The sequence below is a fragment of the Flavobacterium sp. XGLA_31 genome (assembly GCF_051547105.1).
Taxonomy (GTDB): Bacteria; Bacteroidota; Bacteroidia; order Flavobacteriales; family Flavobacteriaceae; genus Flavobacterium.
Genome location: NZ_JBPTTM010000005.1, coordinates 42,451 through 58,611 on the forward strand (window position 1 = coordinate 42,451; position 16,161 = coordinate 58,611).

Genomic DNA, 16,161 nt, shown 5'->3' on the forward strand with positions numbered 1-16,161 from the left:
AACAGATGCAACGATTCTTCAGGATATTGGTGAAAACCATAGTGTTGACGGTCATTATTTTTGTAGTGATACAGGTTTTGAATGTCATTTTTGGGAGCGAATTTCATTTCAACAGCAAGTTATGGATTTATTTTGGCTATACGGCATTGTATACGTTTTCACTTTCCTTCAGCAACTGGGCCTTGTTTCATTATCTTGACCGGGTTTTTCAAAACAGCCGTTTTTCATTGAAACGAATAATTGTTGGCATCCTGAGTTCTTTTGCGTTAACATTGGTTGTTATTTTCTTGTTGCGCGCCTTTGAAGAAGTAATCATAAAGCAAAATACATTTCAGGCATTCATCGCTCATGAAACGCCGGCCAATTACATTTTTTCTTTGGTTATTACCATTATCGTTTCGTTGTCGTTTTATGCGTTTTATTTTTACAAAGCGTATAGTGACAGCAAGGTCAAGGAACAAAAAATAATAGCCGGAACCGCTTCGGCTCAGTTTGAAAGTTTAAAGAATCAAATCGATCCTCATTTTTTGTTCAATAGTCTGAATGTATTGAGTTCGCTGATTGAAGAAAATCCGGATAACGCGCAAAAGTTTACCACGTCGCTGTCTAAAATTTACCGTTATGTGTTGGAGCAAAAAGACAAAGAGCTGGTCTCGGTTTCAGAAGAATTGGCTTTCGCCAAAACCTATATGAACCTGCTCAAAATGCGCTTTGAGAACAGCATTACTTATGAAGTGCCAACTAATTATGACCATTCCGAGGCAAAAGTAGTTCCGCTTTCGTTGCAGTTGTTGTTGGAAAACACCATTAAGCACAATATTGCCAGTGAGCAAAAACCCTTACACATCAAAATTTATATCGAAAACAATTACCTGATTGTTGAAAATAATTTGCAAAAGAAAGAAGTACTGCAAGACAGGAGAGGGGTCGGCCTGCAAAATATTGTAAATCGCTATGGTTTAATTTCGGAACGCAAAGTTTTGATAGAAGAAACCACCGATTGTTTTAAAGTGAAAATTCCAATTTTAACCAAACAAATCGCTTTTATGGAAACTCAAAATATTTACAACGAAAACATGGCTTTCATTCGGGCCAAAGAGCGGGTAGAAAAACTCAAAGGCTTCTACGGCAATTTAATTTCCTACTGTTTCGTCATTCCGTTTTTGATTTTCATCAACCTCAGAAGTGGCGGTTTTCAGTGGTTTTGGTTCCCTATGTGCGGCTGGGGAATGGGATTGTTATTCCACGCCTTAGAAACTTTTGGCTATGGAAAATCATGGGAAGAAAAAAAGATACAGGAAATCCTGAACAAAGACAAACAAAATAAATGGAAGTAATCATGCAGACCAATACACAAGAATACGAGCGCTACCAACAAGCCAAAAAGAAAGTCGAAAAAATAAAAGGTTTTTACGGCAATTTGATTTCCTATATCGTTGTCAATTTGTTTTTGCTGTTCATCAACCTCAAATATACTCCCGAAGAATTGTGGTTCTTTTGGCCGATGCTGGGTTGGGGAATCGGATTGGCGTTTCACGGCATGAAAGCCTTTGACTACACGCCATTTCTGGGCAAAGACTGGGAAGAGCGCAAACTCAAAGAATTTATGGATCAAGAAAAAAGAGGAAATCATGGAAAATAATCCCTACAACAGTGAAGAATTACGATACCAACAGGCGGTAAAACGAGTAAAAAGAATCAAAGGCTTTTACATGCACTTGCTAGTGTTTGTATTCGTAAATATCTTTATTTATGTCGCCAATGTTCGCGCGTCACACGGTGATTATTTGGCATTGCGGAATTTTTCGACGGCTTTTTTTTGGGGCATCGGATTGGCAGCACACGGCTTTTCGGTTTTCATGCCGGCCTTTATGCTGAGTAAAGAATGGGAAGACCGAAAAATCAACGAACTCATGGAAAAAGAGAAAAACAATAAATGGGAATAAATTTCGGATAACTAATGAACATCATCATCATCGAAGACGAAAAACCTGCTGCCCGATTGTTGCAGCGCAAGGTCGAAAAATTAGGGTTGCAAGTCAACATGTTGCTTCACTCCGTAGAAGAAGCCATCCATTGGTTTTCTCATAACGAGCACCCCGATTTGATTTTTTTAGACATCCAACTCTCGGACGGTCTTTCCTTTGAGATTTTTGAAACGATTACTATTAAAAGCGCCGTCATTTTTACCACGGCTTATGACGAATACGCTTTGCGGGCGTTCAAACTCAACAGTATCGATTATTTGCTGAAGCCAATAGATGAAGACGATTTGGAAACGGCGGTCAATAAATTCAAAGCCAGAAATATCGCCGCGTCCAACTTATCCCTCGATTTTGAAATGATCAAAAAAATGCTGGTTAATCCGGTCGAGAGAAGCTACAAAAAGCGCTTTACCATCAAAATGGGACAGCAACTCAAGATGGTTAACATAGAAGAGGTGGAATGTTTTTTCAGTGAAAACAAAGGCACATACCTGCATACGTTTGAGAATCGCGATTACCTTTTAGACACGACTTTGGAACAACTTGAAACCGAATTGAATCCGACGGCTTTTTATCGTGTAAGCCGTAAATTCATTGTGCCGCTGGCCGCCATTAAAGAAATTCAACTTTACAGCAATTCACGCCTTAAAGTGATATTGCCATCCTACAAAGACGATGAAGTCATAGTGGCGCGGGAACGCGTCAATGATTTTAAGGAATGGCTCGGCTAACTATTTACTAAATCGGTGTAAAGTATAGGTCATAGCTGTCAACAAAAAGAAAGCGACTACCTGATGCGTTAATCCTAACCAAAGAGGCACGCTGTACAACAGTGTCAAAACCCCCAAGGTAAACTGCAGGAAAACAATAAGTACTAATGCGTTTAACCCTTTTTGTTGTGTCGTTGACAAAGTGTATTTTTTGCTTTTGAAGTACAAAAACAAAATCAAGCCTACCACCACATAAGCCATGGTTCGATGCACAAACTGTACACCACTTTTGCCTTCGGTAAAGCGAAGTAACCAGCTGTTTTGTTCCAAAGCAATACTGTCGTGAAAGAACTGTCCGTCACTCATCAACGGCCAATGGTTGTGTATTAATCCGGCATTCAACCCGGCCACGAAACCACCGTAGATTATTTGAAGTAAAAGAAAAACTAAGGTAATGCGCGCCAGTTTTTTAAGGGGAATGATGACTTGATTTCTTTCGGGATAAATTAAATCCAATGCCACCCAAAGCGTATAGGCAAAAGTGATAAATGCAAAGGTTAAGTGCAACGATAATCTGAAATGGCTCACATCCGGATTGTCCACCAAACCGCTTTTTACCATAAACCAACCGAAAAATCCCTGCAAAGCTCCCATCCCTAAAAGGATGTAGCATTTTTGTAAGGTGGCTTTGTCAATTCTCTTTTTGATTAAAAAATAAATAAAAGGTACAATGAATACCAAGCCAATGATTCTGCCGATGAACCGGTGGAACCACTCCCAGAAATAAATAAACTTGTAATTGTCTAACTGAAAATCATTGTGGATGTTGATTTTTTGATACTCCGGAAATTTCTTGTATTCGTCAAAAGCATGCTGCCAGGCGGCTTCGCTCATCGGGGGCAAAGTATCGGTCACCAAATGCCAATCGGTCATCGACAAACCCGAATTCGTCAAGCGGGTAATACCGCCAACGACCACCATTACAAATACCAAAACACATCCTGAAAGTAGCCAAATAATGACTGATTTATCTTTTTTCATTTTTGAGTTGCTGAGTTGCAAATTTAAAGTGCTTTATTTTTTTTAGCCTTAAACAAATTATAAAAATCTATTAATTCCTTTTCAAGTTAAACCGGTTTAAATCAGCTGACTTTCTTCAATCCCATTTTTTCGGCTTTCGCCAAAACAAAATCATAAGCGGCCTGATATTCGTTCGGGATTTCACCTTCCAAAATGGCTTCCTTCACCGCTTCTTTTAAAACGCCTATTTCTCGAGAAGGCTGCAAGTTAAACAAGGCCATAATTTCTTCTCCTGAAATGGGCGGTTGGAAATTACGCACATGATCGCGCTCTTCGACTTCAATGATTTTACGACGGACAATGTCAAAATTGTTATGGTATTTTTTGAATTTTGCCGGATTTTTGGTTGTGATATCCGCTTCACATAAGGTCATCAGATTATCCACATCTTCACCGGCATCAAACACCAAACGGCGTACTGCCGAATCGGTAACAATATCTTCCGACAGCACTATGGGTCTTGAACTGAGCATAACCATTTTGGCCACAAACTTCATTTTATGATTCAAGGGCATGTGCAATCGTTCGAATATTTTCTTGACCATTTTTCCACCCAGAAATTCATGTCCGTGAAATGTCCAGCCTTGTTTTTTGTTGAAACGTTTGGTGGGTGCTTTGCCAATGTCATGTAACAATGCCGCCCAACGCAGCCACACATCATCCGTGTTTGGACAAATGTTGTCTACCACTTCCAGGGTATGATAAAAGTTGTTTTTGTGCGTATGCCCTTCAATTTCTTCTACATTATTCAATGCGGTTAATTCGGGTAAAATAATGTCCAACAGTCCGGTTTTGTATAAATGTAAAAAGCCTATAGACGGTTTGTCTGTCGACAAAATTTTATTCAATTCATCAACAATTCTTTCGCCTGAAATGATTTTAATGCGGTCCTTATTTCTTGAAATAGCTTCGAGCGATTCCGCTTCAATTGTAAAATTCAATTGGGTCGCAAACCGGATGGCACGCATCATACGCAACGGGTCATCCGAATACGTAATATCGGAATCTAAAGGAGTTTTGATGATTTTGTTTTCCAAATCGGACAAGCCGTTGAACGGGTCCACCAATGCACCATAATTATGTTGATTTAATGAAAACGCCAAGGCATTAATGGTAAAATCGCGACGGTTTTGATCGTCTTCCAAAGTGCCGTTTTCTACAATCGGATTCCGACTGTGTTCAGCATAACTCTCTTTCCGTGCTCCTACAAATTCAATATCGATTTCCTTGTAGCGTAACATGGCAGTGCCGTAGTTTTTGAATACCTGTACTTTGGGTTTATTCGGCAATAATTCGGAAACTTTCAAGGCAAGGTCAATTCCACTTCCCACAGCCACAATATCAATGTCCTTTTTAAAATCGCGTTGCAACAGATAATCGCGAACAAAGCCCCCGATGACGTAGCTTTCAACATTAAGTTCTTGACTTGCTTTTGCAATAATTGAAAAGATAGGATTGTGTAACGCGTTTTTGTAGTCCATGTTTTGATTTGAAGATTTGAGGATTTGAAGAGCGCAGTTAATTTTCAAGTTAACTAATCTTCAAATTTTCAAATTGATTTACTTGCGAATGATTTTCACCTGATTATCCAACGAAAGTTTGATAATCGTTGATGGTTTGTCACAAATTTTATCGCGCTGCAAATTTACTACATAGTCAACACCTTTTATAATTTCGGGTGAAATTTCTTTGAAAGATTTTGGCGTGGGTTGCCCCGAAATATTGGCCGATGTGGAAACCAAGGGTTTTTTCATGCGTTCCATCAGTTTGAAACAAAAGGGTTCCTTTACGATTCGTACGCCAAGAGTTTTGTCTTCGGCTATGATGTTAGCGGCTACATTTCGCGGATTATCAAGGATTAGGGTCGTCGGTTTTTCGGATAAATCCAAAATTTGCCAAGCAGTTTCGGGGATATCCTTGAACACATTGTACATCATTTTATCACCGTTCATCAGTACAATCATGCTCTTGGTTTCTTCGCGCTGTTTCAGGGCATAGATTTTTTTTACGGCTTCCGCATTTGTAGCATCGCAACCAATACCCCAAACGGTGTCGGTTGGATAAAGAATGATTCCTCCGTTTTGAATAATTTCAAAAGCTTTGTGTACTTCGGCGTTAATATCGCTCATGATTTTTTAATTTTAATATAGTTCATCATCGGCAATTCGATGTATTTAAAAGTAAGTTGGCTTAGGAACAACAAAGGTATTACAGTGGCGGCAATAATTCCCCAATATTCCAAATTACTCAGTTTGGAGGCCTTTTCAATACCAATGATTCCATAGAAAATGATGAATAGAAGAGTGCCATGTATTAGGTATAAACTATAGGTTATTTGTCCAAATTTTCGCGAGAGTGAACTGCTCAACAAACCAAAAAAGGAATTTCCTGAGGCAATGATGATAAAAATACCTGTAGCAATAATAATGGGAATTGGCTTTCTGCCACTTTCAAAGAAAACAACAGAACACGTCAGTAATGCCAATGCCATGAATGTAAAAACAGGCTTTTGGGTTATTGGTTTTAAATCAAATTTTTTCAGTAGAACAGCTGCAACAATTCCACCGATGAATGGCATAAAATGTCGAATTGAGGCTTGGTTGATATAAAGAATCAGCAAAAACGCGAGGGTAAAGAGCAACACAATTTTCAGCGGAACTTTTTTTCGCAATAACAAAGCAAACATTGGTAACAAAAAATAGAACATCCACTCGTAAGGCAAAGTCCAGCTTACTCCCGAATTCATCAGGAACGTATCCTTAAAACCATTGACATCACTGGCGCCGGCAACGGTAAAAAACAGCCAGGAACTTATGCTTTTTATTAGATTAAAAAAGGAGTCATGTTGTTCCCAATGGGTATAACTACCAGCCATTATCAACACGACCAGAACCACACAAATGTACATTGGAAATAATCGGAAAAAGCGTGATTTTAGATAATGATTCCAGTCAAAATAGGTTTTACTTTCAAGTAATTTAGTGATAAAAAGAAAAGCGGTAATAATAAAAAACAACACCACACTGGTTTGACCGAAATGAGTAAACAGATTGGAGTTGGGATCACTCCATTCCTTGGTGTGCAGGTATTGTTGCCAAATGTAACTGTGGTGAAGAAAAACGAAAAATGCCAAATAACCACGAACACCATCAATTTCGGGATATTTCACCGGGGTCAGTTCCAGTTGGATTAATTTGTTAACAGCAATTACCGTCACCCATAAAACAAAGAAAACCGGAATCAGGTAAAGATAAATGGAATCACTCATGCTCATATTGTTTTACCAAAAACTACTTGGTCCACCCAACCTTCTAAAGTGTATTTATAATAGAGCGCTTCGGGCAGTTTCTCGTATTCGTTAGTAAAGAATTCAACCGGAACATTTGGGTTTTCTTCATCAATCACCAAAATGTTATTCGGGTTGTAAAAATCGTAAGTCTTGATTTCAGGATTGGTAGTAATCAGTTTTTTCTCTAATCCCAAACTTTCAAATACTCTGAATGTGAGACCTTTTTGACCATGACGGTTGATGTCCAACAATGTTTTGGAAGCTGTAATGAGTTGAGTCATTTCTTCCAATGGTATTTTAGTATGAAAGTATTCAATATCCTCTGATTGTGCTGAAGTGTCTTTATCCAAAACCATGAATTTGTATCGAATGTTCTTTGATTTCAAATCTTTGGCGATTTTTAGCAAAGTATTTAATCGTTTGTCTTTAGAACTGATGTTAAAAATATCATATTTAAATTCGGGTTTCGTTTCCGGTTTTTGGCTGTAAATCCAATTCGGAGCAAAACGCAACCCATAAGTTTGACAATCTTCTTTTTCAAACGAATATACTTCGTCAAAACAAGGAATTACTCGTTTTATTTTTGGACAGCGGTAAGTGTTGTCATTGAAAAAACCAATCGATTTCGTGGTAAACTCCTTGAGATCATTAAGGTATTTCGGGTCGATGAAATCCCCTTTTATGGTTAGGATAATGTCTTGTTTTTGTCCAAAACTGTTGAGTTTTTTAATGATTTCCCGACCGTAATAAATGTTTTTGATGTTCTTTTTAAAGAATGTTTTCAGAAAAAAATTATACACTTTATGCAGCACATTGGGATATTGATAACTGAAACTGTGAAAATCAATATGATGTACCTCGTGGCCCCTTTGCTTTAAGGTTGTGGCAATGTGCTTGTTCAATCCCCAATTGTCAAAACTGATTAGTGTAATTTTCATGTACCCGGAATAATTTGAGTACAAATATAGGTATATCCGCTAAGTAATTGTTTGCACTGAAAATACCCTTAGTGGTTTATTCAAAAAAATCTATCTTTGAAAAAAATTAAAACAATTATGGATTACAACAACAAACCCAGTCATTATTACAGCAAAGTGCGTTATGAAATGCTAAAGTATCTGCCAAAAGATGCTAAAAAAGTACTGGAAGTAGGTTGTGGTAACGGTTGTTTTATAGAAGAAATCAAGAAAACACACCAAGGTGAATTTTGGGGAATTGAAATGATGCCCGATGAAGCGGAAGCAGCCAAAAGCATTTTAGACAAAGTGTTTACCGGTATGTGCGAGGATTTTATTGATGATTTACCCGACAATTATTTTGATGCGATTTACTTTAACGACGTGTTGGAACACATGTTTGACCCGGGTAGTTTTTTGGCCAAATTGAAAAACAAACTCACCGATAAAGGCGTTGTAATCAGTTCTATTCCTAACATGCGTTACCACAACGAGCTGTTCAAATTGCTAATCGGGAAAGACTGGAAATACTGTGATCACGGAATTATGGATTTCACTCACTTGAAATTTTATACCCAAAAAAGCATCCGTCGCATGTATGAAGAGGCCGGGTACCACGTTCAGGTAAATGAAGGAATCAACCGAACCAAATCGATTAAGCCATACTTGTACAATATTCCTTTTTTCTTTACCCAAATGGATATTTTCTACCTGCAGTATGCTACGGTAGCTTCTAAGAAATAAGCTTATTTTTTAACGAAAAAACGATTCATTTCGCTCAAACCCTCGGTAACCAAATCGTAATTGATGTTTTCATCGTTGAGCGGATTGAGCATGCCGTCGGTCACATCAAAGAGTCCCGAAGGATAAATATTGGTAATCTTATTCTTTTCGATGATGGCAAACTTTTGATTGTAGCCGCAAATGAAATAATCTCTTTTATTCGGTACGAACAGATTTTTTCCAAAACTGAAATCGTTCAAATCATTTTTTACCCCTAAATAATCTTTCATGATTGTGGCGGTAATGTCATAGTGGATGGTTTGATGGCGATAAACTTTAGCCGCTTTTGAAGCATCAAAAACCATCATAGGTGTTCTGATTTGATATTTGGAGAAGTTTCCGCCGTGTTGCCAATATCCTTTTTTACAATCGTTAAATTCCTGTCCGTGGTCACCTGTGATTACAATCAAAGTGTTTTCCAACAAGCCTTTTTGCTTCAGTTGCTTCAGTACTTTACCCACTAATTCATCAATATAATGCAGCGAGTTTAAATAGCGATTGTATAGCAATGTTGGGTCGTAATCATCATCCATTTCCAGATAATTGACTTCAGCCAAGGACGGTTTGAATTTCAGATTATAATTTTTCGGGATATCAAAACCGTGAGCGGAATCATAAAACAGATACCCAAAGAACGGTTGCTTGGTATTACGCTTTTCAATAGCCGTCATCCATTCGTTGTTGATGGTCAAATCTCGTTCAGATGGCGTTTCTCCTTTTGAAAAAACTCTCAGATTCGGAACCTTGGCAAAAACATTACGGTTGAATGGCGGATTCTCTAATCCGGAACTGCCGTAAATCAATAAATCGTATTGTTGTTTCTGTAATTCATTCATAAAAACCGGCGCAATTTCCTGACCGGTAAACGTATCAAAATAGGTGGCCGGAATCCCGTAAAACAGAGAAAAAACACCTCCGGTAGTCATGTTTGAACCGCTGATGTGATTGTCAAATACCTGACATTTTTTGGAAAACGCATAAATATTCGGTGTAATCGCTTCCGTCATACAATTGTAACGCCAAGTGTCTATAATTAAGTATAGAATGTTTTTTCTGTTTGGAGAAGTCTCGGAAATAATCGGATGCAAAGGATAATTCACCGTTTTATTACTGAAATCAGTACTGGCTATTTCTTTGTTTCGTTTGGCTTTGGCTTGGTCAACAAGTCCCATCGAATCCAATAAATCGTCAGCCGTCAATGGATAAAAAACTGGGAAAACATTTTTCACCTGAGTCACCGGTCGATAGTAATTGGCATCCGACCAGGCATAAACAAAATGGCTGAAAAGCGTAGCAAAAACAAAGAAAGCCATAGTAGCTTTGATACGCAGTTTAACATCTCTCGCTACTAGTTTTTTGGCTAAAAAGAAGAAGAAAAACTGTAATGCTACTAAACCGGCTACAAATAAAACGGAAATGATAATGTTGATGGCCGAAAACTGAAAGATATCTCCGGAGCGTTTTCCGAAAACCAGTTTCAACACGATGGGTGAAATATGATAGCGGAATTGCCCGAAAATGGTAGAATCAATTTGTATAATCAAAATTACCAAAACCGAAAACAAAATGTGAATGACTTTGGTCAATCGTCTCGATTTAGTGAGCAGTAAGGTTATTAAACTCAGTAAAATAGGTAAAGTTCCTAATAAAAAAAAGTGACTGAATGTGGTAACCGTTAAGTAAAACTTAGTGAATAAAGTATCGGCATTTTCAAAAAAAGCGCTGTACTTTTTAGAGATAATCAGCAGGACAATAACGTTAAAAATAAAAACAATATAGAGTTGTTTTTTCAGGTTGCTTTTGGTAATGTCCATGTAACTTGTATGTAATGAAAACTTTAAACTTAATTTGCAAATCTAATTAGTTATTTTGAAAATTATCTAATTAAATTTGTAAAAAAATAGTTGATGGAATTCCGCCTAAATCCGAACAGTAATTTACCACAATCCGACGTTATTTCTATGCTTGAGCAGTTTTCTGCGACCGGTAAAATGTTCATCGACGGAAAAAGAAACAAGATAAAACTCTTCGAATTAAACGGCAGAACATTAAATGTGAAATCCTTCAAAGTTCCGCATCTCATCAACCGGATTATTTACCGGTATTTCCGAAAATCGAAGGCGAGGCGCTCTTTTGAATTTGCCAACAAATTAATTGAAAACGGCATCGGAACCCCTGAGCCCATAGCCTATTTAGAACATACGGATTGGATTGGATTGAAAGACAGTTATTACGTCAGCGAGCATTTGGTAGCCGATTTGACCTACCGCGAATTGGTTGAAATTCCGAATTACCCTGATGGCGATAACATTTTGCGCCAGTTTACCCGATTTTCGTATTTGTTACATCAAAAAGGAATTGAATTCAAAGACCATTCACCCGGAAACACACTGATAAAAAAGAATGAACAGGGTACTTATGATTTCTTTTTAGTCGATTTGAATCGTATGGAATTCCACCGTGAAATGCCGTTTGAATTGCGCATGAAAAACCTTTGTCGCTTAACGCCACACAAAGAAATGGTGGCGGTGATGAGTAATGAATATGCCAAAGTTTCCGGCGAATCAGAAGAAAAAATCTTTACCACACTTTGGAAAATGACCGCCGATTTTCAATACCGCTACTACCGCAAGAAAAGAATCAAAAAGAATTTAAAGTTTTGGAAGTAAAATTTCTGAAAAAATAGTATTTTTCACTTCTTAAACCGTTGGATGAAAGTTTCCGTTATCATTACCACTTACAATGCCGAAGATTGGTTGCGAAAAGTTCTTGTTGGCTTTAGCGTTCAAACTGAAACCGACTTTGAATTGGTTATTGCCGACGACGGTTCTACTCCCAAGACCAAAGAAGTGCTGGATGCGTTCTCTTCTCAATTTAAACATCCTATAGTTCACGTGTGGCACGAAGACGACGGATTTCAGAAATCAAAAATCCTCAATAAAGCCATCTTAAAAACCAATTCCGATTATTTATTGTTTACCGATGGCGATTGTATCCCGAGAAAAGATTTTGTGGCAGTGCATTTGAAATACAAAGAAGAAGGCTATTTCCTTTCGGGAGGTTACTTTAAGTTGCCGATGACGATTTCTCAGGCTATTACTGATGAGGATATTATTTCTCAAAACTGTTTCCGCATTTCATGGTTGAGAAGGCAAGGATTGAAGATGAATTTTAAAATCACCAAACTCACGCATACCAAACTTTTTGCCGATTTTATGAATTGGGTTACGCCCACCAAACGTTCCTGGAACGGACACAATTCCTCCGGATTTAAAAGTGATATTCTGGCAGTAAACGGTTTCAATCACGATATGAAATATGGCGGCCTCGACAGGGAATTGGGCGAACGATTATTTAACCTGGGATTGTTTTCAAAGCAGATTCGATACAGTGCTATTTGTTTGCATTTAGACCACGCTCGTGGGTATTCGAGTCCGGAAATTTGGGAGAAAAACAATGCGATACGAACCTATAACCGTAAGCACAAAGTCATTCAAATTGAAAACGGGATTTCTTCTCTTTAGTTTTTCGGAAACCCCAAGTCTTTAAAATAGGCGTCCAATTTTTCTAAAATTAACTCCAACGGATACTCGTCAAAATACTTAAAGGTGTGCTCTTTGATGTACTTCTCATCATGTTGTTCGTAGATTTCGGGCTTCAAATCTTTTAAATGAATAGATACATTGCCTTTTTCATTTTCAAAAATCTGCCAGGTTTCTTTGTCAACTGACGGTGAGAATAACGAGAAGGTGGGCACGTTCAGAGCTTTGGCCATATTAACCGAACCGCCTTCATTGCCAATCAACATATCGCATTGCGAAAGCAATCCTAAAAACGGACGCAATCCTTTGGCATATAAATCGAAGTGAATATTCTGTTTGGCTTTTTCAGTGCAATAATCATATACTTTCTGTGCCTCTTCCGTTTGTGATGGAATGTAGTTGAATAAAATATCGGCATCCAATTTTTCAACAGCAAAATCAATAATCTTGGCCATGTTTTCCAGTGGATAGGTTTTGTACCATTCGCTGCCTAAAATCCCAAACATGAGTAAAGGTCTTTTGCCTGCAGTAATTCCGAATTTACCCAGTAAATCTCTGGCTTCCTGAATTTCGGTTGCTGTTAGGAAAATCTTGGGTTTATAGTCGGTAATGGGGTCTTTGATTAATGGTTTAAGTAACAACAAACGATTGTCAATTGCCAAGCCTAATTCCGATTTGGTACCATTCGGAATGCGCTTCATGTTATAATTATAGAAGATTTTGGAATAGCCTTTATCGTATGAGATTTTGTATTTGGCTCCCGAAAACAAAGTGATTAAATTGGTTTCCAATTTGCTGTAAGCATCCACTACCACATCGTATTTTTGGCTTCTGATTTGAAAAATGAACTTGAATAATTTGGGATATGATTTCCGAACCTCATTGGTCAAAACAATAATGTTATCAATATTAGGGTTTTCTTTCAACACATCCACACAGTTAGGATAACACATGTAATCAACCGTGGCATCAGGGTAAAACTTTTTCAGATTGTTAGATATAATGGTGCTGGTGAGCACGTCTCCGATTCTTTTTTGCTGAATGACAAGTATTTTCATAAACTATGACCAAATTGATTGGGCTAAAATACAAAGTATTTGAAGAAGCCCTAAGCGTTGTGCGGAAATTAGTTCCAAAAGTTATATTTTTGCTTCCAACAAAATGCAACGTACTATGGCAATCAGCGGTTTGGTTATCACCTTTAATGAAGAAAAAAATATCGGCAAATGCATCGATGCACTTTTCAGAGTGTGTGACGAAGTGATTGTCGTGGATTCTTTAAGTAAAGATAAAACGGTTGAAATTGCTACAGCAAAAGGGGCTACGGTTATTTCTCAGGCTTTTTTAGGCGATGGCCCGCAACGCACACATGGTTTGCCTTTTTGTAAAAACGATTGGATTTTGAATTTGGATGCAGATGAATTTCTGGACGAAGATGCGGAAGAATTTATCTTAAAAGAAAAATATTTGATTGGAAATTATGATGCGTTCAGTTTCCGAATCAAAAACTTTTTGGCCGACAAACTGATTGATTTTGCCGGTTGGTATCCTGATCATAAAGTTAGATTCTTCAACAAAAAAACAGCTGGTCCTTCACCATCGATAGTACATCAAAAAATTATTGCACAAAACGAAAAGAAAGTTCCCGTTCACATTCTTCACTATGGTTGGGATTCTTTGGAACAGATTATTACCAAGAAAAATCAATATTCAGGCTGGCATGCCCAGCAACTTTACAATCAGGGCAAGCGGGTCAATGCCTTCAAACCGATTCTCAATGGAACGGTAGCTTTTGTTCGGTGCTATTTCTTCAAAAAAGGCTTTTTAAACGGCATTGATGGGTTGAGCATTTCGATGATACAAGCCTTCTTTTCGTATATGAAATATGCCAAACTGATTAAAATTCAGAAAGCCAATAAGTAATTATTGCACCGTCAACTTATCCGAAATCATTCTTTCGTTGAAGGACTGCATATAGGCTTTGATAAACTGGCTCATCTCGGCAGCACGCTTTTTATCTTTGTCTAATAAATTGTTTTTGAGCAGTTCATCAGTTTTGAAGTTGTATAATCCAATTGCTTTTTGTCCGTCAAACGCCAAATAATAATCATCTTGAATCAGATGGTAAATATTGTCTAAGTAATAAACCACATAATTTTTATCAGATGTAAACGGCTTGCCGTAACTCACCACTTTATCATTGATGTGGAGGTAATCTAAGATGCTTGGCAACACATCAATCTGCTGAAAGTTTTTCTCTTGTACTCCTTTTAAGTTTGGATTAGAAGGGTCAAAAAACAAAATCGGAATTCTGAATTTCCCCACATTGGTGGTGTATTTTTTTTCTGTTGGTTCCGAACTCGTATGGTCGGCAACAATAATAAATAGAGTATTGTTATACCAAGGTTCTTTTGCCGCAGCCTTGAAAAATTGTCGCAACGAATAATCGGTATATCCAATGCTTTCCTGAATTTTTCGATTGCCTTTGATGAATCTTCCTTTGTATTTATCAGGTACTTTATACGGATTGTGAGAGGAAATAGTGAAAAGCGTACTGAAGAAAGGCTGCTCGAAGCTTGTCAATTTTTTATTGAAAAACTGCATGAATTCTTCATCAAAAATACCCCAACTGCCGTCAAAAGCTTCAGGACCTGTGTATTCATTTTTGCCAAAATAATGATCAAATCCGGCTACTTTACAGTATTGGTCAAAGTTCTGACTTCCGTTAAAAGCTCCGTGGAAAAACGAAGTGTTGTACCCTTGTTTCTTCATGATTTTCGGCAAGCTGTATACTTTATTCAACGAATAGCCCGAAGAAATTACCGGTGTATTCATTAAACTTGGGATGCTTGAAAGGGTAGAAGGCACCGCATCAATGGACACTTTTCCGTTGGCAAAACCATTTTTAAAATAACAGGATTGTGTGGCCAGTGAGTCAACAAAAGGCGTAAAGCCTCTGTGCAAATTCTCATCGCCGAAACTTTCCAGAATAAAAATCACGACGTTTTTCTTAATCGGATTTTCAGATGGATTTGAAACAAAAACCGGATTGAAGATTTGATTCAATTCCGTTTCCGAGTAAAATTTAGGGTCGACTAAGGTTTCTTTTTTACCTGCCGTTTTCATGATGCTGAAAGGCGTATTCAATACCAAAGCCGAATTCCCCAACGACGAATAATTGATGGCATCAACGATGCGCAACGGTTTTTCTCCCCAACCGCCTCGAGCCATCAGCAAGCCAACACCAAGGGATAGAATCAGAATCCCAATTTGTTTAAAAATAACTTTTACTGTTAGTTTTTCAATTGGCAAAATAAAGTTTGGTTTTGATAAAACTCGCCAAAGTAAAATGGCCAATAGGATGAATCCTAATAGAATGTACCAAAATTCCTGAAGAAAGGAAATAATCAAGCCACCGATTTCGTGTTCCATTCCTTTGGCAGTAATCAAACCAAAAGAACTGCGTCTTCCGGTGAATTTGTAGTATTCCAAATCCACAAAATTGGTAGCGATAAAGATGAGGTTGGCCACAAAAAAGCCAATCTTCAGGCCTTTTTGATAGCCGTTTCGGTATTTAAAATTCCCCGGAAATAAATGTAAAAGAATGAACAGTAAATTGATAAAACCTATGGCCGACAAATCAAACAAAGCACCGCCAAGAAATGTTTTGACATCTAAATTGCTAAAGTTAGCACGATTGAAAAGCAGAAATAAAACCCTGCTGATTTGATAAACGACAAATACAATAAATATTCGGCGAACCAGTAATTTCAGCAATAGACGGTGATTGTGCATAGACAGATTTTACAATTGAAA

General features: G+C 37.8%; 16 protein-coding genes. 8 read left to right on the forward strand and 8 right to left on the reverse strand.

The window, feature by feature from the left end; translation table 11 throughout:
* Positions 1-5 precede the first annotated feature (5 nt).
* From ACSVH6_RS10100 to ACSVH6_RS10115, 4 genes are read left to right on the forward strand one after another with little or no spacing between them, the layout of a single operon-like run.
* On the forward strand, positions 6-1,337 hold the full coding sequence (locus ACSVH6_RS10100; protein WP_438078083.1) for a 2TM domain-containing protein: 1,332 nt from the start codon (positions 6-8) through the stop codon (positions 1,335-1,337).
* Positions 1,328-1,642, forward strand: a complete 315-nt coding sequence (locus ACSVH6_RS10105; RefSeq protein WP_438078085.1) for a 2TM domain-containing protein — start codon at positions 1,328-1,330, stop codon at positions 1,640-1,642. The genes ACSVH6_RS10100 and ACSVH6_RS10105 overlap by 10 nt, the downstream gene beginning before the upstream one ends.
* Positions 1,632-1,946, forward strand: a complete 315-nt coding sequence (locus tag ACSVH6_RS10110; RefSeq protein ID WP_438078087.1) for a 2TM domain-containing protein — start codon at positions 1,632-1,634, stop codon at positions 1,944-1,946. Before ACSVH6_RS10105 ends, ACSVH6_RS10110 begins: the two co-directional genes overlap by 11 nt.
* A 14-nt stretch (positions 1,947-1,960) precedes the next feature.
* The gene (locus ACSVH6_RS10115; protein ID WP_438078089.1) at positions 1,961-2,716 is read left to right on the forward strand and encodes a LytR/AlgR family response regulator transcription factor; all 756 of its coding nucleotides are present in this window, start codon (positions 1,961-1,963) and stop codon (positions 2,714-2,716) included.
* On the opposite strand, the gene ACSVH6_RS10120 is transcribed toward ACSVH6_RS10115, so the two are convergent.
* From ACSVH6_RS10120 to ACSVH6_RS10140, 5 genes are all read right to left on the reverse strand, one after another.
* The gene (locus ACSVH6_RS10120) at positions 2,717-3,736 is read right to left on the reverse strand and encodes a COX15/CtaA family protein (RefSeq protein WP_438078091.1); all 1,020 of its coding nucleotides are present in this window, start codon (positions 3,734-3,736) and stop codon (positions 2,717-2,719) included.
* Positions 3,737-3,837: 101 nt separating this feature from the next.
* A complete protein-coding gene (locus tag ACSVH6_RS10125; protein ID WP_438078093.1) occupies positions 3,838-5,256 on the reverse strand; it encodes a CCA tRNA nucleotidyltransferase in 1,419 nt (472 codons plus the stop codon).
* A gap of 78 nt (positions 5,257-5,334) precedes the next feature.
* Positions 5,335-5,904, reverse strand: a complete 570-nt coding sequence (locus ACSVH6_RS10130) for an L-threonylcarbamoyladenylate synthase (RefSeq protein WP_438078095.1) — start codon at positions 5,902-5,904, stop codon at positions 5,335-5,337.
* Entirely contained in the window at positions 5,901-7,043 is a 1,143-nt protein-coding gene (locus ACSVH6_RS10135) for an acyltransferase family protein (RefSeq protein WP_438078097.1), read from the reverse strand. Before ACSVH6_RS10135 ends, ACSVH6_RS10130 begins: the two co-directional genes overlap by 4 nt.
* A 2-nt stretch (positions 7,044-7,045) precedes the next feature.
* A complete protein-coding gene (locus ACSVH6_RS10140; RefSeq protein ID WP_438078099.1) occupies positions 7,046-8,002 on the reverse strand; it encodes a hypothetical protein in 957 nt (318 codons plus the stop codon).
* Between the two features lie 96 nt (positions 8,003-8,098).
* Between ACSVH6_RS10140 and ACSVH6_RS10145 the strand changes: the two genes are divergently transcribed.
* Positions 8,099-8,764 (forward strand): class I SAM-dependent methyltransferase, encoded by a 666-nt coding sequence (locus ACSVH6_RS10145; protein ID WP_438078101.1) that lies wholly within the window; start codon positions 8,099-8,101, stop codon positions 8,762-8,764.
* 2 nt (positions 8,765-8,766) lie between these two features.
* Here ACSVH6_RS10145 and ACSVH6_RS10150 read toward each other — a convergent pair whose 3' ends face one another.
* Positions 8,767-10,617 carry a DUF3413 domain-containing protein gene (locus tag ACSVH6_RS10150; RefSeq protein WP_438078103.1) on the reverse strand — a complete coding sequence of 617 codons (1,851 nt, stop codon included), beginning with the start codon at positions 10,615-10,617 and terminating at the stop codon, positions 8,767-8,769.
* Between the two features lie 93 nt (positions 10,618-10,710).
* Between ACSVH6_RS10150 and ACSVH6_RS10155 the strand changes: the two genes are divergently transcribed.
* Complete coding sequence (locus ACSVH6_RS10155) at positions 10,711-11,472, forward strand: Kdo domain containing protein (RefSeq protein ID WP_438078105.1); 762 nt, start codon at positions 10,711-10,713, stop codon at positions 11,470-11,472.
* Between the two features lie 42 nt (positions 11,473-11,514).
* Positions 11,515-12,327: a glycosyltransferase family 2 protein gene (locus tag ACSVH6_RS10160; RefSeq protein ID WP_438078107.1), complete on the forward strand. Its 813-nt coding sequence runs from the start codon at positions 11,515-11,517 to the stop codon at positions 12,325-12,327.
* Here the strand turns inward: ACSVH6_RS10160 and ACSVH6_RS10165 are convergent.
* Complete coding sequence (locus ACSVH6_RS10165; RefSeq protein WP_438078109.1) at positions 12,324-13,403, reverse strand: glycosyltransferase family 9 protein; 1,080 nt, start codon at positions 13,401-13,403, stop codon at positions 12,324-12,326. The two genes, ACSVH6_RS10160 and ACSVH6_RS10165, sit on opposite strands and share 4 nt — an antisense overlap.
* A gap of 115 nt (positions 13,404-13,518) precedes the next feature.
* Between ACSVH6_RS10165 and ACSVH6_RS10170 the strand changes: the two genes are divergently transcribed.
* A complete protein-coding gene (locus ACSVH6_RS10170; RefSeq protein WP_438078111.1) occupies positions 13,519-14,268 on the forward strand; it encodes a glycosyltransferase family 2 protein in 750 nt (249 codons plus the stop codon).
* On the opposite strand, the gene ACSVH6_RS10175 is transcribed toward ACSVH6_RS10170, so the two are convergent.
* A complete protein-coding gene (locus ACSVH6_RS10175) occupies positions 14,269-16,140 on the reverse strand; it encodes an LTA synthase family protein (protein WP_438078113.1) in 1,872 nt (623 codons plus the stop codon). It abuts the gene before it with no gap.
* Positions 16,141-16,161: the final 21 nt, after the last annotated feature.